Source organism: Fulvivirga kasyanovii, assembly GCF_009711405.1.
Classification (GTDB): domain Bacteria; phylum Bacteroidota; class Bacteroidia; order Cytophagales; family Cyclobacteriaceae; genus Fulvivirga; species Fulvivirga kasyanovii.
In genome coordinates this window covers 1-21,709 of record NZ_SMLW01000572.1, presented here as the reverse complement: position 1 = coordinate 21,709, position 21,709 = coordinate 1, and the positions used below count along the sequence as shown (strand labels likewise).

Here is a 21,709-nt window from a genome sequence, read left to right as displayed (position 1 = left end):
GTATAAATGGCATTAAAACGTCCATTTATACTTACCGCTGTAGCACATTTAGGAAATCCATCTGGCGCATGCGCTTGTGATTTAGTAGCGGATATTTATCAAAGCGAATTTACCCGTTCCCACTTCCCATGCTAGTCTTCTATCCAAACGGTTCAACCCATTTCAGCACCTGCACGCCATGAGGGCCTAGAATAAGCAAGAATAAATTCCCGTCACCATCCATCTGCCAATGATCTGGAGGGAGCAACCTGTAGGCATTTTTTTCCATGTAACTTAAATCGGTTACTATCGAAAACATTTGCTGATCATTGTCCCATACAATGGCCATAGGACTTTGGCGGGTTGATTTGCCGTAAAAATAAAAATCTTCTCCTTCTATATGAGATAGTACCCAGTTCCTGCTTTCAGAACCTTCAAAAGCACTTTCTTTAAAGTTTATCTCCAGTTCACTAACCTTATTTTTTTCCTGGATTGAAATTATTCCCTTTGCGGAAGTTGGGTCATAAGAATAAAAGAACAATGCATCCCTGGACTTATCATAAAAAATGTTTTGAATGGAATTTTCCTGCTCATGCGTTTTACCCCATTCAAAAAAGTCGTAGCCGGAATATCCATAAAGCTTCGTTTCATTGTTCATGAAGGCAGCAAAGCCATCCATGGTTTCGAAGCTTGTAAGCTCATTTTCAGTTTCTTCCGCAGGCAGGTATTCGACCAAAACATAGTTGTCTCCCGTTTGGCTCAAACGCAAATAATAGAATTTGCCTTCACTATTCACCCAAAGGTTATCCAGTTTCAGGTTTTTATGGAGTATTACTTCCTGGCCTTTCAAGTCCTTCGTCAAACTCACCAAAATGGTTCTTCTGTCCCCCTTGTAAAACACATACCAATTGCTTCCATCATGCAATAATTTTTCAGGTGTAGAAGTTTCGTCCGGTTTCAAAATAATGCTGTCTTCAACGGCACCATTTTGACCGATTGTTTTTACCTCATGCCTTCCTTTACCGTCTTCCAAAAGCAACAATGCACCATTATCATTTGGATAAAAATCAACTACTCGCCCCGCGGCAATATTATCCGTCAAGATCTTATTTCCAATACTTCCGTCTTCGCTGATCCCTATTAGTGCACCCTGAGGTGCCGAATGTAATAGCATCCGGTAGTTATAAGGGTTAAGGCGAAACTCAATGCCACTCCTTTGGCGAAATGCCGCACTGTCCTTTCTCAAACTGTCAAGGGCAAATGACATACCGGTTTGCGGGAAAGGCTCCATATTCTCGTCAAAACCTTTTTCACCCCATGGAATACTGGCATAAAGGGTTATATTTTTCCGGTCAGGAGTATTTTCTTTCATTAACTTTTTTTGCTTGAAATCGCAGCCGGTGCAAATTGAGCAACAAACAATTACATAAAATATTAGCCTCATATCTGTCAATTACCAGGACGGAGAATAGTATGTCACTACGGGAGCTTTTCCGATATTTACTAATATATAGATGTCAAGATTATAAACCCCATATTCCAACTGGATTTAAGACTTTAATAAGGATGATAGAAATGATTTGTACCTTGGGGCAAACTAACGGACATTTTTAAATTGGTATAGAATATTAAAAACAATGAAGAAAATTGAATCCAGTGATTTTCCGCAGCTCTTCGACATTTGTAATGTCGAAGCCTTATCGTAGCGTTTGCAACGCGACACAGATACACACATACAATAAAAAAAATGATTAGTAGGGTTTTCAACGTAGCTCGCTAAATTAGCAGTATGGGATATGCATATGTAGTTCGAGATCAGGGGGCTGTACATTATGTGACATTTACAGTGCATCAGTGGGTAGATGTATTTACACGTCCTGATTATGTAGATATTTTGTTGGCCAGTTTAAAGCATTGTCAAAAGGTAAAAGGCCTTGAAATATATGCGTGGGTTGTGATGAGTAACCACTGCCATTTAATAATACGGGCCAAAAACGAAAACCTTAGCGATGTAATCAGGGATTTGAAAAAGTATACATCAAAAGCAATATATAATGCAATTGAAGCTAACAACAAAGAGAGTAGAAGAGAATGGCTGTTGCGCGTTTTAAAGTACAATAATAGAATTTGGTTCTGGGAAGAAGGCTATCATGGAGAAGAGATAATGAGCATTGAATTTTACGATACCAAAGTCAATTATATCCATATGAATCCTGTAAGGGCAGGTGTTGTGGAAAAAGAAGAAGATTATTTGTTGAGTAGTGCCGGAGATTTTTATGGAGTTCGTAAAGGAAGGCTGGAGTTGAATGTTTTTGGTTGAGGGGTGTCGGATTACAAATCCTACGATGTAGCTTCGGGATTACAAATCCCGAATAGCTGGATAACTTAGCTAGTTGCAGAGCCTGGTGGGATGAGATACTTTTTATAGATTTTTGAAAAGTCCAGCTTACGGATGATAGTTTGACGTTACCTACAATGCCTATAAAATTAAACTTCGCACCCATTTTACCCCTTTGTCTGTTATTACTTAGTGCTTGTAAGCAAAGTGCCGAGCAGTCAATTGCCAAACAATCAGCAGAGTTCTCCAATCACAGATACTATTCGTTATCGGCCAAACAAACTGGGTATGAGTCAAACTATTTTGACGATTATCACGGTTTTGGAGTTGAATTGAGTTTAACAACGGAGTCCGATAGTTTACACCCTATCCATTTGATGTCATGCTCGTGGGGAAGTTATTTGGGGCATACAACTGATTCCGCGTTTTATGTTGGATATCATAACTGTGATGCAAATTTTGAGTATTATCAGCGAATAACCTCAAAAGACACTTTAAGATTATTGAGTGTAATAGCTACTCCAAATGGCAATCCGTTCGACAAAAAAGATATCAGAATAGGCATTTCATTAATAGATACTTTGATGGTGCCAATAAAAGACTCTTTATTCGTTAATTTATTTACTAACGAAGGCAAAAAAGAAGGTAGTGATTATTATAAACTAATAAACGATCCGAAAAATATAGTATGGAGCAATCCAATTACACTTATTCAAATGAATAAGCCAATTACACACTCTGGTAGAATCGAATTAGTTTGTGGTACAGAAACATCAAACGAGCACTGTAGGTAACAAATTGTAGAGCGTATAATGAATTGGCTTAAAAAGAAAATAAAGAAACCCCAATTTGAACTAGCTGAATATGGCACGTTGCAGCTTAATAGAAACCGAACCGGATTCGAATGGTTTGGGCGCGTAGCTATGCCTATTTCTGACACTCCAATTGAATTGACTATTGAAGTAGAGGGGCCGAATGAACCTTCAGGCAGACAAATTCAATTGATTAAAGATTTTGTAAATAATTGGCTTGATGCAAAGACCAAGTTGTTTGAATATATGACAGAAAGCTTTCGTGATTCGAAATGGGAAAAAGACCAAACTGAATTACAAAAAATGTATTACCTGTCTGCTATTGATTTGAAGAAAGAGAATCTCGAATGGTGGATTGTCCTGGAACCTGAATTTGATGTTGTCTCTATTTTCAACTTCCTACCTAGATTCACCGTAAAGAATAATGAAATTGTTTGGAGTAACTTAAAATAGAAAATAATGCGTTGGGCTGTAAAGTGGGGCCTAACCAATCAAACCGTCCCCAATCTTTATAGCTGGAACATTAATTTTGCTCCATTTCCCCCACAGCATAACCATTACCCAAAGCCAAAAAACAGCAAAAAAGAACTATAATAATTATTAACTTTCAGGCTTAAATAAATCCAGACGTTTGAGTAATACGGTAGAAAATATCCCGGAGAACAAGAGAGAAGAATTGAAAAAGCTTACTGAGCTTATTTCCGGTATGGACAAAGTGGAGATGCTGATCCTCTTCGGGAGCTATGCCAAAGGGGATTGGGTTGAGGATAGCTATGTAGAAAATGACACTATTTACGAATACCGGAGCGATTTTGATTTGCTGGTAGTGCTGCGGCATGAAAACTTCTCATTCAAAGTTAAGATAGAAGAGCAGGTAAAAAGCCAGCTTATAGAAACCGGAGAGGTAACCACCCCGGTAAGCATGATATTTCATGGCATAAACCACTTCAACCAGGCATTAAGCATTGGTAGCTACTTTTTTAAAGATATTAAAGAAGAAGGCATAGTACTCTACGACTCAGGCAAACACAAACTGACCTCACCTAAAAGGCTCACTGCAAAGCAATATCAGGAGAAGGCGCAGGAGTACTATGACCAGTGGTTTGAAAGTGCGAATAATGCGTGGAGGAAATATAAGTTTAGCGTAAGTGAAGAAATATTGAATGAGGCCGCATTTGACCTTCATCAAGCAGTAGAGCGCTACTACACCACCATCTTGCTGGTATTTACCGACTACCGCCCCAAAGACCATAACCTGGAAACCCTGGGTATAAAAGTGGAAATGTGTGATAAAAGATTTGATGTATTCCCGAAGTCTACCAACGAAAGCAAGCGGTTGTTTGAGTTGCTGAAAAGAGCATATATAGATGCCCGCTATAAAATGAAGGAGTACCACATCACGAAAAGTGATTTAGAGTATTTAGCCGCCAGGGTGGAGGAGCTAAAGCAATTAACCGAAGAAATTTGCCTTGAAAAGATAGCGCAGATCGGAGAGAGGAAATAGAGCATTGAGCCATTGACTGAAAAAACACTAACAGCAATATGATACCCATTAACGATCTACTACTATTTGCATTAGCGGCTTTGATTATGGTGCTTACGCCCGGGCCAAACATGATCTATTTGATCTCCAGGTCATTATCACAAGGGAAAGATGCTGGAGTAATATCTCTTTTCGGGGTCATGTGTGGATTTTTGTTTCACATTCTAATGGTCTCATTTGGCCTTACTGCCATATTTTTTGCTATCCCTTATGCCTTTATGGTGGTCAAGTTTCTTGGTGTTGGGTATTTACTTTATCTGGCTTATAATTCTGTAAGATCCAAGGCCAAAATCTTTGATGCAAATCGAAACCTTAAGGCAAGCAAACCGCTCAAATTGTTTAACATCGGGCTGATGACCAATGTGCTGAACCCCAAGATGGCGGTCTTTTACCTTTCATTTTTCCCGCAATTTATAAAACCAGAACATGGATCCATTTTAAGTCAGAGTTTTCAACTGGGTGCAGTCCAGATCATGATAAGCTTTACAGTCAACTTCGTGATTGTACTATTCTCTGCCAAAATGGCGATCTGGTTCTCGAAAAATCCACTCTGGATGGGCGTTCAAAAATGGTTTATGGGTTCTGTACTAGCCGGGCTTGCCGTGAAAATGGCATTGACAAAGGCAAAGTGAGCTCTCTGTAAGTCTAGCGAAATGCCGGCTTACTAAACTTCCAAAAGTTGGTAAAGCTTTACTGTTCTATGCTCCACTCTTAAACAATGCAAGGGAAATCGACCTTTATTATTTAAAGCATCATATGTCGGTGCCGCAACCTTAAAATTTCTGATTTGCCAACACTAAAAATTATTATCTTAGACCAGAGACGGTAAGTTTTAAAGCCAATGAAGATACAGAATATCAAAATCATCGAAACAGTAGTTGCTATCGTAGTTTATCTGATTCTGCGAGGGGTGACCAATAAAATCATTGATAAAACGGTTGCTACCAGTTTTATGAGGAAAACAAGGGCGAAAATTGTTAAGAAGGGCATTGATATAATTTTTCTCATCATCCTCTTCACCATTGTTTTGATAGTGTGGGGCGTTGATCAGACGGAGTTGGCTTTTTTTATCGGTTCAGTCCTTACCGTCATAGGCGTCGCATTATTTGCGCAGTGGTCTATCCTGTCAAATATAACCTTCGGGATAATCTTGTTCTTTAACCATTTTGTAAAATTAGACGACTCTGTCAAAATAATGGATAAGGAGTATGACATCGAAGGGAGGGTTAGTGATATAGGCCTGTTTTTCGTTATTCTGAAAACTAAAGAAGATGAAAAGGTATCTATACCTAACAATGTATTCATGCAGAAAATGATAAAGCAGCAAAAAAGTGAATGATTCTGCTGGGTTAAATTCACTTCGTATGGCTTCCTGTCGAGGTAGGTTGGCTATTAGTCACTTCTCAGAATTATTAAGCACCATCTGGCTCTGAGGTACTGCTGCTAAAGTGTTGCAACCCATTGAAACCCCGCAAGAATAAATAATGGAAGATAAGATAGAAAACATACTTTTTTCACGCTTTGTAAAACAACCTGTTCCTTTTGAGTTTATTCCAATTCACGAATTATATGAACGGGTTTCAGAAGAGAACTATGATTTATCTGTTCCACATCGAATTGACTTCCATGCATTAATTATCGTATTAGAGGGGGAAAGTTACCATACGGTAGACTTTAAAAAAGAAGCTTTATCGCCGGGTGTGATCCTTCCAATAAGTAAAGGCCAGGTTCATTCATTTCACAAAGAACTTAACATCAAAGGCTATGTAATTGGTTTTGAAGAAGACTTTATTACACAAAATACTACCGATAAAAACCTGTTTCAATTTCTTCAGATTTATCATACCTCCCGTATTCAAATTGCCCAAGAAAGTTTAAGTGCTTTAAAACCTGTTTTACAATTGATCGAGGGCTTCCTTAAAGATGAAAACACCAACTTAAAGTTGGAGATTGTGTATACTACTTTTATGACGTTGCTGCTTCAAATCAAGCGGCTGGCTTGTAATGTTCATAAAACGTACGACAGCCAAAGGTTTAAAGATTTTCACCGGTTTAAGCAATTAATTAGTAAACACTACCATGAGCTACATAATGCAAAAGCATATGCTGCGAGGTTAGATGTATCTTACAATTACCTGAATGAGATCAGCAAAGAAATTGTAAGCAAGACTGCCAAGGAGTTTATCGATAGTTGGTTGTTGTTAGAAATAAAGCGAAACCTTTCAGAAAAAAAATACACTTCTCAGGAAATTGCATTTAAAATGGGGTTTAATGAGCCCTCCAACTTCATTCGCTTTTTCAAAAAACATACCGGGCTGACCCCGCTTCAGTTTCAGGAAACATTATAAACAAGGAACAAGCGTAATTTCTGGGGAACCCTAAGGCTTTCACTTCTTTGCTGGCAGACTGTTGTTAACAGCAATCGGCAAAAGCAGTAGACAAAGGCGTATATATAACAATAAGCTCGGTTTACTGGTTTTCAGCAGTAAGTTTCACTTTACTTGTTTTACTTTTCCAATCCATTTACTCCATAGGTTTTCCATAAACAACTGGCTCGATTTGAGATTGACTATCCATAAAATCAGTTTGATAATGTATGAAGCATAGTCCCTGCCGACATTTGTACCAATTAAAATTTGGTATAAATTAAAAACAAAAGGAATGCTAGTACAGGCAGAAGAATCATTGAAACAGGCCATTGAAAATGTAATTAAGGCAGGGACAACTTTTGATATTGAACAACTGGAAAAGGTTTATCATGAAGATCTCAGGGTTTTTATGGTAGGTCAAAATGGGCTAAACGGGATATTGGATAAGCAAAGCGTGAAAAGTATGTTTCAGGCCAAAAAAGACATTGGAGATCCTCCGTTAAATGATTGGGCTGATTTTAACCATATTGAAGCCAATGGAGACTCAGGCCATGTAATTGTAACCCGTAAAGTGAATTTAACGGGCGTAGAACAGAGGTTTATATTCAATATTGATTTGGTTAAGCATGGAGAAGGCTGGCTGGTAACCCGGGAAATAGTAGTTGCTCAGCCAGAAGGCTAACGGTAGGCGGAGGTTGGAATATGACAATTTGTAAGTGTAGCTGTCTCGTGCAGGCAGCTTGCTTCAGCCTTCTGTTTATGGCAGGCGAAATCCCCTACGTTGCATACCGGAGGGCGTTAGTGATACATTTAGTTAATCCAACAGAGACAAGGCCAAATTGACAGAATCCGTTAGCTCTTTTTTGTTGGTCTGTATTTTAGAAACGACCAGGATACCATTATAAACGACAAATAAAAAAGATGCTAAAGAGTGCAGATCTTTGCCCTCCTTTAATTGACCGTTCTTTTGACCCTTTTTTAGGTATTCGTAAAACAGGCTTTCAAATGCACGCCTGTTGCTCGATAGGATTTCTGAGCAACTTACATTGTTCGGAACAAGTTCTGTAGTGTTATTTACTGCAAAGCAACCCTTCCTATCTTTATCTGCTACAGCTTGACTTATGGAGCTATTGAAAAGTTCTGAAAAACCTTCTTTTACGTTAGGTTGGTTCTCAAATAACTGATTGACTTTTTGAATACTTTGCTGTTGGTACAGCTCAAAGGATTTTTTGAATAGTTTTTCTTTATCACCAAAAGTATCATACAAGCTCGCCCGGTTGATTCCTAAATGAGCAACCAGGTCTTGTATAGAAGTTGCTGAATAGCCTTGCTTCCAAAACAGGTTCATGGCTTTGGTCAGCACTTCCTTTTCATCAAATAATTTTACTCTTGGCATAATATGAAGTGTGGAAGCACAAAATGTGCTTCCACAAAAATATGTTGTTGGAATTTTCGTTCCAAATATCGGCCAAATTATTGAGCAAATACGGGGTTTACATTAAGGCCTCCATCCACATTATATTCTGCTCCGGTGATAAAAGAGGCTTTGTCAGAAGCTAGAAAAGCTACCATTTCTGCAATTTCTTCAGGCTTTCCATATCTTTTTAGGGGAATGCGGTTTTGCATCATTTCTCCCATACCTTTGAGTTGCTCCTCAGACATGCCTGTTTTACTAAATATAGGAGTGGCTACCGGTCCGGGGTTAACCACATTTACTCTGATTTTACGTGGAGCCAATTCTGTAGCGGCAGCTCGCGTATAAGAATTCAGGGCCGCTTTTGTAGCGCCGTAAATAGATGTATTGGGCATGCCTGTATACGCATTAACTGAGGATAAATTTATAATACTTCCCCCATCATTAAGGATCGGTAAAAATTTTTCGATTGTAAAAACTGCCCCTTTAAAATTAATATCTGTTAAAGTATCAAAACCTTCTTCTGTATTCTGCCCTACGGGCATAGGAATAAAGACACCTGCATTTACAAACAAAATATCAATGTTCCCAAACTCGTTTTTAATCTGATCTACAGCCGTGTCTATAGCCGGTAAATTCATAACATCTGCAACAATACCTTTAACGCCAAGCTCTGCCGCTGCTGAGTTAATACGTTCTTGCGAACGTCCTGTAATGACTACTGTTGCCCCTTCGGCTTTTAACTTTTTAGCTGTTGAATAACCAATGCCGCTGTTGCCTCCTGTTACTACTGCTACTTTACCTTTCAATGTGCTCATTTTATATTTTATTTAATGACTAATAATACTAGAACGATCGTTCTGTTTTGTAAACATACGAATAACAGAACGAACATTCCAAATAAAGTAGCGCATAATGGATATGGTAATTACTATCGCATTCAATAATTAATAAATAACTTGTGCTAATAATGGCCAACCAGGGACAAACGGTGTGACCCGGCTTGGTGGTGGTTGCTTTTATTTAAACGGGATACAGGGCAATGCAGGATATAATGTTACCTTTGGGCTGTAATATACCAACATCCTTTAGCGAGCCTCTATCGTAGTTCAAAACCCCATAATTGAGTGAGTATTAACCTGGACTTAATTGATTTGGTCATCATCTTTGGGACAATGCAGGGACTCTTCTTTGCTATTGTAATCTTGTCGTCAAAGTTTTTCAGGACCAACGCTAACATTTTTTTAGGTTTAAGTTTGATCATTATTGTACTGATCAATGTACAAACACTTTTTCTCAAATCTTCCATTTATATTAATTGCCCCAGGCTCCGGCTTTTCGAAGACATAGAGCTGGTACTTCTGTTTCCGGTAACACTCTATTTTTATTATAAAGCATCCTTAAATTTTGATAACCGGCTCAATCCAAAGCACCTGCTGTTGTTCCTGCCGTTTGTTATCTCTTTACTTGCCAACCTTTATGTGGGTGGTGATGTCTATTTCGACTGGTATTCCATTGAAGACAGATCCTGGATGCCCGTCTTCTTTGGGGTGGAATTTTATTTTTCCTTTGTTTTTAATATCTCGTTATTAGTCATTGAGTACTTCCTGATCTTCAGAAGAAAGGTGACGCCAAACCGGCTTTTGGAAGGCAACATGAAGTGGGTGAAGATCTTCTACGGCTTCCACGTAGTGCTCACTATCATATGGATCGTCATTGTCACATTGGAGAGCCTTTCTCAAAAAGATTTTAGCTATATCATCTGGATTTTGATCAACATATTATTTTACTGGATTGGTTATAAAGGGATATTAAAATTCAGGCTGGCTAAAAACAGGTATGAAATAAGAAAGGTAGTTGAAGAGAAGCAGCAGGAGAAAAGCTTAAAGCCGGAAGGCTCATCCCCTCAGAGCTCTGTTAATCATTATTTCACACAAATGATCCGTCTTTTTGAGGAAGAAAACATTTATCGCAATCCTAACTTAAGCAGGGCCGACATTGCCGAAAGATTGGGTATCAGTGTTGGTTATCTTTCTCAGATCATTAATGAGCAATCAGACAAAAATATTCCTGATTACCTGAATTACTACCGGGTCGAAGAGGTTAAAAAAATGTTGCTCGATCCTGATTTTGATCAATACAGCCTTTTAGCGATTGGCTTCGAAGCTGGGTTTAATTCCAAAACCGCATTTTATACTGCCTTCAAAAAAGAAACCGGAACCACACCTGCTAACTTCAAAAAGGAGTTCCGGATAGTTTAAAACACCCACCAATTAGTACTTATTCGTCAGGTTCTGATAATCTGGAACTTCGTATTTCTTCTTTATCCTCACGTTTGCGGTTCATTTTAAAATAAGTTTCTCATCAGAGATTAATGTTTATTACTAAGTAGAATCATGCAAAAAGTAACACTTGTCCTATTATTGTTCGTATGTACGTTCACTCATCAGGCATATGCTCAACCGGGAGCGGGTTCCCTTCAGACCGAAACTGGAAGGGAAAGAATGAAAATCAAGAAATTTATAGTTCCGGGTTCATTGATCATTTTGGGATCAGCATTAAGCGGAAGCCGTTTAGAAAACGAAATCAAAACCAGTTTTCATGACGGTACAGAAAATGCCATTGATTTTCAGCTTCCCATAGATGACTTAATTCAATATACGCCTGTAGTAACGCTTTACACGGCGGACCTTTTAGGGGCAAAAGCCAAGAATCATTGGTTTGACCAAACAAAATATCTGGCCATAGTCAACATCATAACGGCAGGGATCACCCATGCCGGGAAGAATTTAATCGACAAAGATCGGCCAAACGGGCATTCTAAGGCTTTTCCTTCCGGTCATACTTCCTTTTCATTTACCAATGCCGCGGTTTTGTATGAGGAGTTTAAAGATAGCTCTCCTGCGTTGGCCTGGAGTGGGTATGGCTCTACCACTTTAGTTGGTGGCTTGCGCATAGTTAATAATCGACATTGGATTTCCGACGTAATGGTAGGGGCAGGAGTAGGAATTTTGGTCACCAAGCTGGTCTACCATTTTGAGCCACTAAAGAATTGGAACCCTTTCAAAAAGTCCAGGGAAATTACCCTGCTCCCCACTTTAAACAACAATCAGGTAGGAATGTATTTTAAACTGGAGTTTTAAATCGATTTATAAAATACTTTAGTTTTGTGGTGTAACTTAAAAACTACCCATGAATATAAAACTCACATTAATTATTCTTTTGCTCAGTATCAGCGGAGGGTACGCACAAAAATTGACGGATTGCTCAGCCTGCTCTGTGAAGGCCTACAAAGAGGTTGATCTGGCAGAAAATAAGTTGTATGAAATAGAGCTGTTGAGAAATGAAATATTCGCTCGCCATGGCTATAAATTTCAAAATGAACGTTTGGAGGAGTACTTTAAACAATTTGGCTGGTACCGATCCAGCGCGACCAAAACCTTCTCAGCAGCGGAATTAAACTCAAACGAAACGCATAATATCGAGCTCTTCAAGAAACTGGAAAGTAAAATTAAGGCTGAAAGGGATCAAATGTTAGCAGAGTTGCAGCGGCTTAAGACGGCAGTACTGACCGATAATCACGCTGTGGTTAGAGAGTTTGTAGCAGATCCTGATCAGTATGAATCCGCTTTAGCAGTTCTAAAAGAAATCCTGGGTTCGATACCTGTTAGTGATATATCGTGGTTTAAAGATCAGGCTTTATACGCCATTACCACCGACAACGGCCTTTACCGTGAGCGTAAGGAGATACGCATCAACGGCAATTTTATATCTATCATGATGCATAGTCCGTGGGGACATTCTGAGCTCATGGAGTCAAATGATGCTTTTAGCTACCCAAGCCAATTTTATTCTGAAGAAGAATACTCCTACGGCGGCCATCTGGAGTTTAAAGGAGGGAAGCTGAAATTTATAAGAACAGTCGCTGCCGGGTGATCATGTGGTATTCTACATGGGCATGATTTAGCAAAGCTGCATGTGATTTTAATTTATTTCACTACAGGCCTTGGGCACTCTTTATATGCGAAGATTATACTAATGAATTAGTCTGCGCGGACACCTTATTTTAAGTTAAGTTGTAGAGTTGCGCCAACTGTGTGGGGGTTCTATGATAGAATCAGGGTTCTATCCTATAAACAATGTAGCAGCGCTGATAACCATGGTCGAACGGCTCCATAAGACAGATAGTCTCAGCCCAGTAGATTCGGTAAGTGTGCCCTGCTTTATATTGATCCAGTTGCCTTGAAGTCATACTATAAACGAGAAATTCCAGTTCATCCCCTTCAGTTCCTGCCTGGCCATAGAGATATTGGGGTTCGCCATTGATGCTATTAAGTATTAGGTCTATGGCTCCCTGGTCAAAAACGCCATGAGTGTATTTACTATCAGGAACAAATGGGTGATCGGTATTTTTCTGAGACTTTTTCCGGAGAATCACTTGCTGGTCAGATAGGTGGGGTAGTAAGGGGTACAGCGATGAATCCAGTGATAAGTTAGTAGTGGGTATGGTATCTGTTGAGCTGGGTTTGTTGATGGTGAAGCTATCCTTTTGGGTGCTTTTTATGATTGTATCAACGCTTATCAGAGCCACTGGTGAAGTGTTCCCATCTTCTGATGTTCTTACTTTTGAATGGCAAGCAAAGAAGCTTATAAGGATAGCGATTGATAAGAGCTTGCCAAAAGCATTATTTGACGGAGTGAGATTATCTTTCACTGTGCTTTAAATAATGGTTTTAGTCTTCAAAGATATAAAATATTTAACCATGAAGCGGTGCTTATTGACCGAGACTAACAGAATGATGCGTCTTTAAGAAATATCTAATTTCATTGTCTCTACAACCAACGTAAAAAAGCCGATCAAATAATGACCGGCTCTTTTAGTGATAAGCGTTAATAATCCTTAACGGCAGGCTATTTTATAAGTCCTGCCTCCGTAGCTTACGCTACCACACTGTCGTGGAGCGCCGCTTCTTTCGTGTAGAACGCCGGCTACCACTGGTGAAGCCATAGATGTTCCGCTCAAAGTAGCATAGCCACCACCTCTGTAAGTAGAGGTTACGCTGCTGCCTGTCGCGATCCAGTCAACCGGAGATCCGTAATTTGAAAATGATGAAAATGAACCGCTACACGTCATAGATGCAACTGTGTAAACCCCGCTCAGGTTATGGCATGCAGGATCGTAATACTGGGCATCGTCTGATGAGTTACCAGCAGCTAAAGCAATAAGAGATTGATCATTCAGTCTCTCCAATGCGCTTCTGTAAGCACTGGAGCTGGAGCAGCCTGTTCTGCTGCGTGGTCCGAGGCTCATGTTAACCACGTCGCCGGAAATATCATTGGAAGCTACGTAATCCATACCACTGATGATGGTTGAAGTGCTGGCAGAGCCTGTACCCAGTACATCTACAGCAACCACGGTAGCTCCTGCTGAAACACCCACTACACCATAGCTGTTGCTAATGGCGGCAGCTATACCAGCCACGTGTGTACCATGGCCATTGGCATCATCCGGGCTGGAGTCAGCAAAAGACCTGGAATAAGAAGTGTTTACGTTCAGGTCAGGGTGATCCAGGTCTATACCGGTATCTACAATCCAGATGAACGTATTGCCACCGGTACCATTGCCAGCGCCGCCGGCATTCTGGATAGCACAGGTAGTGCTTTGTGCAGCTTCCCTTCCATTACTCAAGTCTTTAGGAAGTTCGTCCGCAGTGTAAACAGCTTCTACTTCAAAGTCAAGCTCTACTACCCTGTCTTGCTCAATAAAATCTACCCTTGGGTCATTTTGCAATTGGGCGAGCTTGTTCTTATCCAGTTTTGCCACAAAGCCACTGTACACAGAGGTGAATTCGGCTTTCACCTGGGCAGGACGTATATCCTTTTCGCGGTAAAATCCACTTAGCTCCTCTTTAGCTCTGGCTGTTGCTTCCCTGGAGTAGGCTACTTTATCAGTCCGGTCTGTGAATGTCGGCTCATTAAGCCTGCCTGAGGTCATGGCATCATCCTTAAACACCACAATGTACTGGTCGGGGATTAGCTGATCTGCACTAACGGCGTCATTGACCAACTTGTCTTCCAGTGCAGGGGACTCCTGTTCGTTACAGGAAAATACCATTCCGCACATCATGGCCGCAGCCCATAAAAATTTGGTTTTTTTCATAATAGTAATATTTAGGTTTGGTTGAAATAATGGCGGCAATAAATCATAATTTCTTCTTAATTGCAACTATGTTGCGTTTGTTTTTGTTTGATTTTTTCCTAAAACGCTGATGATCAATAGTAAAAAATTTGTGCACCTGTGCGGATAGAACTTAATCCGTGATATTCGGATCGTACTGTCTTTGTGAGGGTAGCATGAGATAGCATTTGTTTAAATAATTACGTATTTTTACGTAAATTACTGACTTATGGATTGCTTCAACTGCCACAATAACCATTGCATCATCAAAAGAAATCTTAATGAGAAATTAAGGTCTTTTGTGGAGCGTAAATCCACCATCCGGTGCAAGAAAGGACAAACATTCATCATCGAAGGATCACCTGTACACGGTTTATACTTTGTGCAGGAAGGTAAAGTCAAAGTTGCCAAAACCGGATTCAACGGCAAGGAGCAGATTGTCCGCTTCACCGGCCATGGAGAAACTATCGGGCACCGGGGTTTCGGGGCCGGTCTCACCTACCAAATAAATGCTGTGGCGCTTGAAGATGCCGTTTTATGCAATTTCTCAAATGATATTCTAAAGGAAATGCTCATGGAGGTGCCCTTGCTGACCTATGATCTGATGATATTTTATGCCGAAGAACTCAACCGGAGTGAAACCAAAGTGAAGAAATTTGCGCAGATGACCGTGCGTGAAAAAGTGATCGATGTGTTGTTATATATCAACAGAAAATTTGGAAGAACCAACGATGCGCTCAACCTGCAATTATCCAGAAGGGAGATTTCGGACTTTGCCGGCACCACCGAAGAGCAGGTCATCCGCACCTTATCCGCACTTAGAAAAGAAGGCCTGATTGAAACCCCTGGGAAGCATATCGTGATAAAAAACGTAGAACTACTTAGTAAGGAGATCTCAGAGCATAATTACTTCATTTATAGTTAAATAGCTGTAATTCATAGATTTATAAATAAAACCTGCCATTTCGCAGGTTTTTTTATGTACTAAAAAGCTGTTTGTTCCTGCCTTTGATACACAAACAATCTCGGCGATTGTCTCTAGGTTTGTATAAAACTACGTATTTATACGTATTTAACTGCGTATCAACCAAGCTTTAAAATTAAAAGACATGAAGAAATTTACTTATTTAACAGCGCTCTTTCTGGCCCTTGGGTACTATGGTGTCAGGGCGCAGGTTACTGTCACCGCAGAAGTTCGTCCGCGAACAGAGCTTCGCAATGGGTTCAAGACTTTAACGGATGAAGCCAAAGATCCTGCCTTTTTTACGGAGCAGCGATCACGTCTTTATCTGGATTACGCAGATTCGACTATCAAATTCAGGGTAGCCTTTCAGGACATACGCGTATGGGGGGAGACCTCACAAATCTTCAAGGAAGAGTACGGTAAAACTTTCATTAGCGAAGCCTGGGGGCAATACTATTTCACCAATGCGTTTTCGGTAAAAGCAGGTCGTCAGATCATTTCTTATGACAACCAAAGGTTTCTTGGAGGTCTGGAATGGGCGCAGCAAGGCCGGCGACACGATGCCTTGCTGTTCCTTTATGAGAAGGGAAAATCGAAATTGCACCTCGGATTCGCTTATAACCAGGACGACGATGTGCCAGAACCCGGTTTTCTGCAAGCCCCTGGAGCGGGATACTACTCCGTGAGTGGTAGCTACAAAACCTTTCAGTACGCATGGTTCAACAAGGCAATTACTGACGGGTCTGTTTCCCTGCTTGCCTTCAATGCCGGTTACCAAAATGCGGACACGACCGTTTCATACAAGCAAACCTTCGGATTTGTAGGATCAAAAAAATTAGGTGGGGTTAAACTGGCGGGCGATTTCTACTATCAGACAGGCGAATTAAACAACAACAAGGTCAGTGCCCTGTTGGCTGGTATCAACGCCACTGTTGAGACCCCTGTAACTCCACTGACCCTGGGAGTAGAGTATGTCTCAGGTAAAGACGATGACGACACCTCAACGGATGTTACTGCTTTCAGTCCTGATTTTGGTACCAACCACGCACACAATGGCTTCATGGACTACTTCTATGTAGGGCCAGCCAATGGCTCCGTCGGTGTAACCGATATTTATCTGAAAACAAGTTTCAAGGTGGCGGGTGGTGCACTAAACGCTCACGTACACGAGTTCCTGACCGGATCGACCCAGCTGGCTGAAGATGGAACAGAGCTCGACAAGGCTATGGGCACAGAAGTGGATCTTGTGTTCACAAAAAAACTTAAAGGTGGGGTAGTTTGGAATCTGGGTTATTCACAAATGTTTGCTACCGACACCATGGAGGCGCTGAGAGGTGGTGATAAAGGTGCCCTGCAATGCTGGGCATGGACCATGATTACTTTCAAACCAACGCTGTTCACTTCAAAATAATTCGATAACCATTAAAAACATATTCATAATGAGGATCTTAAAAAATACTGTAGCCCTCCTGATCATAGCAGCCATCTGGACGGCCTGCACAGGAGGAAATTCCAAAGACAAAGCAGTTTCACAGGAAACCGCAGAATCAGGAGATAAGCTATTGATCGAAAAACCACAGCTAACCTTCGGGTTTATCAAACTGACCGACATGGCACCACTGGCCATTGCCAAAGAGCTGGGCTACTTCGAAGATGAAGGGCTGTTTGTGACCATAGAGGCACAATCTAACTGGAAGAATGTTTTGGACAGAGTGATCGATGGCCAACTGGATGGTTCGCACATGCTTGCCGGTCAGCCAATTGCTGCCGGTGCCGGTTTCGGTCGCCAGGCTGAGCTGGTAACGCCATTCTCTATGGACCTTAATGGAAACGGGATCACCGTATCCAATGAGGTATGGGCTGCCATGAAACCCAATGTGCCGGCAGATGCCGATGGCAAACCCATACACCCCATCAAGGCGGATGCTCTGGCGCCAGTAGTGAAAGATTACAAAAACGCTGGTAAGCCCTTCAAAATGGGCATGGTATTCCCGGTGTCTACGCACAACTATGAGATCAGGTACTGGCTGGCCGCAGCAGGAATCAATCCCGGTTTCTACACAGCAGAAAACATACAGGGGCAGGTAGATGCAGACGTATTACTCTCTGTAACTCCTCCGCCCCAAATGCCGGCGACCCTTGAGGCAGGAACTATCTATGGCTACTGCGTAGGCGAGCCGTGGAACCAGCAGGCCGTGTTCAAAGGAATAGGTGTGCCTGTAACCACCAACTATGATATCTGGAAAAACAACCCTGAGAAGGTATTTGTAATGACAAAGAAATTTGTGGAACAGAATCCTAACACGGCCATTGCCGTAACCAAGGCGCTGATAAGAGCAGCCAAGTGGCTGGATACTCCAGGCAACAGGCCCAAAGCAGTCGGCATCCTATCTATGCCGGCCTATGTAGGTGCCGATTCGGTAGTGATCGCTAACTCTATGACCGGAACCTTTGAGTTTGAAAAAGGAGATAAGAGAAGCATGCCTGATTTCAATGTGTTCTACCGGTATCATGCCACCTATCCGTTCTACTCCGATGGCATCTGGTTCCTGACCCAGATGAGAAGGTGGGGGCAAATCCCGGAAAGCAAACCTGCAGACTGGTACCACACTACCATCAAAGATATCTACAGACCGGATATCTGGAAAGAGGCTGCTGATCTTCTCGTGAAAGAAGGTAAAATAGATGCCGCAGACATTCCTGATACAGATGGTTATAAGCCAGTCACCAGTGATTTTATTGACGGTACTGCTTATGATGGCAAAGATCCCATAGGCTACATCAACAGCTTCAAAATCGGAAATAAAGACGAAAGCCTGTAAACAAAAATAGGCGTTGGTGCCTGAGGGTTTGGTTTGACCGGCCCTCGCACCAGCACCTGAATTTAATTATCACTTCATAAATACCAACGCCATGAAGGACAAGTCCATTAAAATGTTAAAAACGATCGGTCTGGGTTTTACAGAACCCCTGATCCGGTTATTCAGCGGAGAGGAACCGGCCAAAAACGGCAAATTATTCTTTAAACAAGCTTTACTTCCGCTCCTGTCCATTTTCTTGTTTATAGCCATCTGGTACGCCGGAGCTACAGCATTGTACAACAGCGAAGCTGAAGTAAGGATCGAAAAGGCAAGAGCAGAGCAGGGAGAAGAAGCGGCACTGGCCATGCGGAAATGTATTGAGTCGGGAGATGTTTCCTGCCAGCCCAATACGCTGCCATCACCAGCACAGGTGTATACGGCTTTCAAGGCATTGTGGCAAGACCACCTAAGCATTAGTGAGAAAAAAGCTGATTTCAAGGCCAGGGTGGCAGACACCAATTCTGAAAGGGAAGCTCAGGGGCTGGCCCCAATTACCTACACCGGCAGACCTTCGTTCCTTGACCAGATCGGGACAAGCCTGAAGACGGTGGCTGCAGGTTTTTTACTGGCAGTTTTCATAGCAGTGCCTATCGGGATCGTTATCGGCTTGAGCGCTTCATTGAGAACTTCTTTCAACTGGCTGATCCAGATCTTTAAGCCGGTTTCACCGGTGGTGTGGTTGCTACTGGTTTTTATGATCGTGAAAACGGTCATCACTGATCCAAGCATAGACAAATCATTCATTATTTCCTCCATCAGTGTGGGGCTCTGCGCCATGTGGGCTACGCTGATCAATACGAGCATGGGAGTAAGCACAGTAGATAAAGACTATATCAATGTGGCGAAAGTACTGAAACTCAGCATCGGTCAGAATATATTCAAAATCGTACTTCCAGCTTCATTGCCGCTCATTTTTACCGGCCTTAGGATCACTGTATCGGTTGCCTGGATGGTGTTGATAGCTATAGAACTGCTGGCACAAAGCCCGGGGTTAGGGTCTTTTGTGTGGGAAGAATTTCAGAATGGTGCGAACGACTCCAACGCCAAGATCATCGTGGCTATGTTCGTGATCGGTATCATCGGTTTCCTGCTGGACCGCATCATGCTGAGTGTGCAAAATATGATGAGTTTCAATAAAGGAATAGCGTAATGGCCATATTAGAACTGAATAACGTTTCAAAATCCTTCGGTGCCGGCTCTTCCAGGATCGATGTGCTTACAGACATCAACCTGAGCGTCAGGGAAGGGGAATTCTTAGCTATCGTAGGGTTTTCCGGAAGTGGTAAAACCACGCTCATCAACCTGATCAACGGACTGATATTTCCGGATGCCGGTGAGGTGCTGCTTAAAGGTGAGCCCATTGCCGGCCCCGGGCCTGACAGGGGCGTGATTTTTCAAAATTACTCCCTGCTGCCATGGCTTTCGGTGTACAGCAATGTGAAACTGGCCGTAGATCAGGTGTTTCCAAAAATGTCGTCATCGGAGAAAGAAGCCCACGTTTTGAGCTACATTGAAATGGTGAACTTAACTCCGGCTAAAGACAAAAAACCATCTGAGCTTTCCGGCGGTATGCGCCAGCGGGTATCCGTAGCGCGGGCACTGGCCATGAACCCTGAGATACTGCTGATGGATGAACCTTTGAGTGCATTGGACGCCCTTACCCGGGGCTCACTCCAGGAGGAGATCATCAAGATCTGGAGCAGGGACAGGAAAACCGCCATATTGATCACCAATGATGTGGATGAAGGCATACTGATGGCTGACCGCATCATTCCTATGACTCCCGGCCCTAAGGCGACATTGGGGCCTGAATTTAAGGTGCCATTTGAACGCCCCCGGGACGTAACCAACATCAACAAAGACGCTCAGTACAAAAGGTTGAGAAATGACATTTTAGAATACCTGATTGAGGTAGGTGCCACAAGAAGGCAGGTGAGCGATCAGAAATACATCCTGCCTGACCTCAAACCGACCATGCCGGGAAGAGTCATTTTCGGCAGAAAGAAGAAGAAAGATAAAGTCAAATACTTTTAAACCCCTCAGACCATGCAAACACAACTGCAAGAAGTAATATCGTATATGCCAGAGCCAGTACTTAGCCCGGAAATGCTTGTCTGTAAGGATCTGCGAAAAGTATATCCTACTCCAAAAGGGGAATATGTAGTGCTCGATGATTTGCAGCTTTCCATCAGGCAGGGAGAGTTCGTTTCCATTATCGGGCATTCCGGATGTGGCAAATCAACACTACTGACCATGATGGCCGGGTTAAATGAAATTAGCGGCGGGCAGATCCTCGTAGATGATGATGTGGTAAGGGATGCCGGCCCCGACCGGGCGGTTGTTTTTCAGTCGCCCAGCCTTTTGCCCTGGCTCACTGCCCTGCAAAATGTAATGATAGGCGTCAAACAGGTGTTCCCCGGAGCATCCCGGGCAGAAAAAGAGGATATCTGCAAATACTATCTGGACAAGGTTGGCCTGGGCAACGATTTTTACAAAAGAGCTACTGACCTTTCGCAGGGCATGCAACAAAGAGTGGGCATTGCCCGGGCTTTTGCACTGAAACCCAAAGTACTCCTCCTGGATGAGCCTTTCGGCATGCTGGACTCACTCACCCGTGGAGAGCTTCAGGATGTGCTGCTTGAGATCTGGCAGAAAGAGCAGATCACAGCAGTGGCCATCACCCATGATGTAGATGAATCCATCTTTCTGGCAGACCGGGTGATCATGATGACCAGTGGGCCATACGCCAAAATTGGCGATGAACTGGTAATTCCGATCGAGCGCCCTAGAAACCGTAAAGACGTGCTGGAGCATCCCGACTACTATGACTATAGGGGTTATTTGCTGAACTTTCTTAATCATTAAAGTATATATTCGCAGTGTACTTTGAACTTGAAGATGACACTGCGAATATTAGAAAATGAGTCAGGCAGACTATTCCCACATGGGACATTGGACATTTTTTCTTCAATCCAAACAGCATATGGATTATTAATTTGCTATCGGAAAAAAGCTAATCAGGCGGCATTGCTTCATATTGACGAGAATTTGAATTTGCTGGATGCCGTTGATTTACCTGTTATTGATGACATGCCTCAAGACGCAAATTTTCATATCACTGGAGATGATCAGCGGGCATTTATGCTAAATACTGAGATTCGTTTTGAAAAGCGATTTATCAAGGATTCTATCAATTATGTGATTGTAGAATTCAGGCCCTCGTGGTATGCTATAACTATTGGAGATTCAGG

Annotated in this window: 23 protein-coding genes; 18 read left to right on the top strand and 5 right to left on the bottom strand. The window is 42.0% G+C overall.

Translation table 11 applies throughout. The annotated features are described in order from the left end of the window. Window positions 1-139: 139 nt before the first annotated feature. Window positions 140-1,351, bottom strand: coding sequence for a hypothetical protein (locus E1163_RS15100; protein WP_155173261.1), 1,212 nt, complete (start codon window positions 1,349-1,351; stop codon window positions 140-142). 417 nt (window positions 1,352-1,768) lie between these two features. On the opposite strand from E1163_RS15100, the gene E1163_RS15095 reads away from it, so the two are divergent. The 8 genes from E1163_RS15095 to E1163_RS15055 all read left to right on the top strand — a co-directional run bounded on the left by E1163_RS15095 (window position 1,769) and on the right by E1163_RS15055 (window position 7,723). After that, complete coding sequence (locus tag E1163_RS15095; RefSeq protein ID WP_155173259.1) at window positions 1,769-2,299, top strand: REP-associated tyrosine transposase; 531 nt, start codon at window positions 1,769-1,771, stop codon at window positions 2,297-2,299. Between the two features lie 155 nt (window positions 2,300-2,454). Next, window positions 2,455-3,111, top strand: coding sequence for a hypothetical protein (locus E1163_RS15090; protein WP_155173257.1), 657 nt, complete (start codon window positions 2,455-2,457; stop codon window positions 3,109-3,111). An 18-nt stretch (window positions 3,112-3,129) separates the two neighbouring features. Further along, window positions 3,130-3,582: a hypothetical protein gene (locus tag E1163_RS15085; RefSeq protein WP_155173255.1), complete on the top strand. Its 453-nt coding sequence runs from the start codon at window positions 3,130-3,132 to the stop codon at window positions 3,580-3,582. Between the two features lie 178 nt (window positions 3,583-3,760). Then, window positions 3,761-4,633, top strand: a complete 873-nt coding sequence (locus tag E1163_RS15080; protein WP_155173253.1) for a HEPN domain-containing protein — start codon at window positions 3,761-3,763, stop codon at window positions 4,631-4,633. A 38-nt stretch (window positions 4,634-4,671) separates the two neighbouring features. Then, on the top strand, window positions 4,672-5,304 hold the full coding sequence (locus E1163_RS15075) for a LysE family translocator (protein ID WP_155173251.1): 633 nt from the start codon (window positions 4,672-4,674) through the stop codon (window positions 5,302-5,304). A gap of 209 nt (window positions 5,305-5,513) precedes the next feature. Next, a complete protein-coding gene (locus tag E1163_RS15070) occupies window positions 5,514-6,011 on the top strand; it encodes a mechanosensitive ion channel family protein (RefSeq protein WP_155173250.1) in 498 nt (165 codons plus the stop codon). Window positions 6,012-6,156: 145 nt separating this feature from the next. Continuing rightward, window positions 6,157-7,020 carry a helix-turn-helix domain-containing protein gene (locus tag E1163_RS15065; RefSeq protein ID WP_155173248.1) on the top strand — a complete coding sequence of 288 codons (864 nt, stop codon included), beginning with the start codon at window positions 6,157-6,159 and terminating at the stop codon, window positions 7,018-7,020. Window positions 7,021-7,333: 313 nt separating this feature from the next. After that, window positions 7,334-7,723: a hypothetical protein gene (locus tag E1163_RS15055; RefSeq protein ID WP_155173246.1), complete on the top strand. Its 390-nt coding sequence runs from the start codon at window positions 7,334-7,336 to the stop codon at window positions 7,721-7,723. A gap of 132 nt (window positions 7,724-7,855) precedes the next feature. On the opposite strand, the gene E1163_RS15050 is transcribed toward E1163_RS15055, so the two are convergent. Together E1163_RS15050 and E1163_RS15045 are read right to left on the bottom strand one after the other, a co-directional pair. Beyond that, window positions 7,856-8,437 (bottom strand): TetR/AcrR family transcriptional regulator, encoded by a 582-nt coding sequence (locus E1163_RS15050; protein WP_155173244.1) that lies wholly within the window; start codon window positions 8,435-8,437, stop codon window positions 7,856-7,858. A 77-nt stretch (window positions 8,438-8,514) separates the two neighbouring features. Continuing rightward, entirely contained in the window at window positions 8,515-9,273 is a 759-nt protein-coding gene (locus E1163_RS15045) for an SDR family NAD(P)-dependent oxidoreductase (protein WP_155173242.1), read from the bottom strand. Between the two features lie 309 nt (window positions 9,274-9,582). Here E1163_RS15045 and E1163_RS31555 point away from each other — a divergent pair, with 309 nt between their 5' ends. The 3 genes from E1163_RS31555 (at window position 9,583) to E1163_RS15030 (ending at window position 12,391) form a co-directional block, all read left to right on the top strand. Continuing rightward, window positions 9,583-10,716 (top strand): helix-turn-helix domain-containing protein, encoded by a 1,134-nt coding sequence (locus tag E1163_RS31555; protein WP_155173240.1) that lies wholly within the window; start codon window positions 9,583-9,585, stop codon window positions 10,714-10,716. 243 nt (window positions 10,717-10,959) lie between these two features. Then, window positions 10,960-11,598, top strand: a complete 639-nt coding sequence (locus E1163_RS15035; RefSeq protein WP_185156098.1) for a phosphatase PAP2 family protein — start codon at window positions 10,960-10,962, stop codon at window positions 11,596-11,598. Window positions 11,599-11,647: 49 nt separating this feature from the next. Next, the gene (locus E1163_RS15030) at window positions 11,648-12,391 is read left to right on the top strand and encodes a YARHG domain-containing protein (RefSeq protein WP_155173237.1); all 744 of its coding nucleotides are present in this window, start codon (window positions 11,648-11,650) and stop codon (window positions 12,389-12,391) included. 181 nt (window positions 12,392-12,572) lie between these two features. Here the strand turns inward: E1163_RS15030 and E1163_RS15025 are convergent, their stop codons facing one another. Together E1163_RS15025 and E1163_RS15020 are read right to left on the bottom strand one after the other, a co-directional pair. Continuing rightward, a complete protein-coding gene (locus tag E1163_RS15025) occupies window positions 12,573-13,169 on the bottom strand; it encodes a hypothetical protein (RefSeq protein WP_155173235.1) in 597 nt (198 codons plus the stop codon). Window positions 13,170-13,355: 186 nt separating this feature from the next. Continuing rightward, window positions 13,356-14,615, bottom strand: a complete 1,260-nt coding sequence (locus E1163_RS15020) for a S8 family serine peptidase (protein ID WP_155173233.1) — start codon at window positions 14,613-14,615, stop codon at window positions 13,356-13,358. Window positions 14,616-14,862: 247 nt separating this feature from the next. Between E1163_RS15020 and E1163_RS15015 the strand changes: the two genes are divergently transcribed. From E1163_RS15015 to E1163_RS14985, 7 genes are all read left to right on the top strand, one after another. Next, window positions 14,863-15,558: a Crp/Fnr family transcriptional regulator gene (locus E1163_RS15015; protein ID WP_155173231.1), complete on the top strand. Its 696-nt coding sequence runs from the start codon at window positions 14,863-14,865 to the stop codon at window positions 15,556-15,558. A gap of 184 nt (window positions 15,559-15,742) precedes the next feature. After that, window positions 15,743-17,008, top strand: coding sequence for an alginate export family protein (locus tag E1163_RS15010; RefSeq protein ID WP_155173229.1), 1,266 nt, complete (start codon window positions 15,743-15,745; stop codon window positions 17,006-17,008). Between the two features lie 28 nt (window positions 17,009-17,036). Continuing rightward, window positions 17,037-18,419: a CmpA/NrtA family ABC transporter substrate-binding protein gene (locus tag E1163_RS15005; RefSeq protein ID WP_155173227.1), complete on the top strand. Its 1,383-nt coding sequence runs from the start codon at window positions 17,037-17,039 to the stop codon at window positions 18,417-18,419. Between the two features lie 91 nt (window positions 18,420-18,510). Next, a complete protein-coding gene (locus tag E1163_RS15000) occupies window positions 18,511-19,608 on the top strand; it encodes an ABC transporter permease (RefSeq protein ID WP_155173225.1) in 1,098 nt (365 codons plus the stop codon). Further along, the gene (locus E1163_RS14995; protein WP_155173223.1) at window positions 19,608-20,492 is read left to right on the top strand and encodes an ABC transporter ATP-binding protein; all 885 of its coding nucleotides are present in this window, start codon (window positions 19,608-19,610) and stop codon (window positions 20,490-20,492) included. The genes E1163_RS15000 and E1163_RS14995 overlap by 1 nt, the downstream gene beginning before the upstream one ends. Window positions 20,493-20,504: 12 nt before the next feature. Beyond that, window positions 20,505-21,323, top strand: a complete 819-nt coding sequence (locus tag E1163_RS14990) for an ABC transporter ATP-binding protein (protein WP_155173221.1) — start codon at window positions 20,505-20,507, stop codon at window positions 21,321-21,323. Window positions 21,324-21,356: 33 nt separating this feature from the next. Next, window positions 21,357-21,709 (top strand): hypothetical protein (locus tag E1163_RS14985; RefSeq protein ID WP_155173220.1); only part of this gene is annotated, 353 nt, incomplete at its 3' end.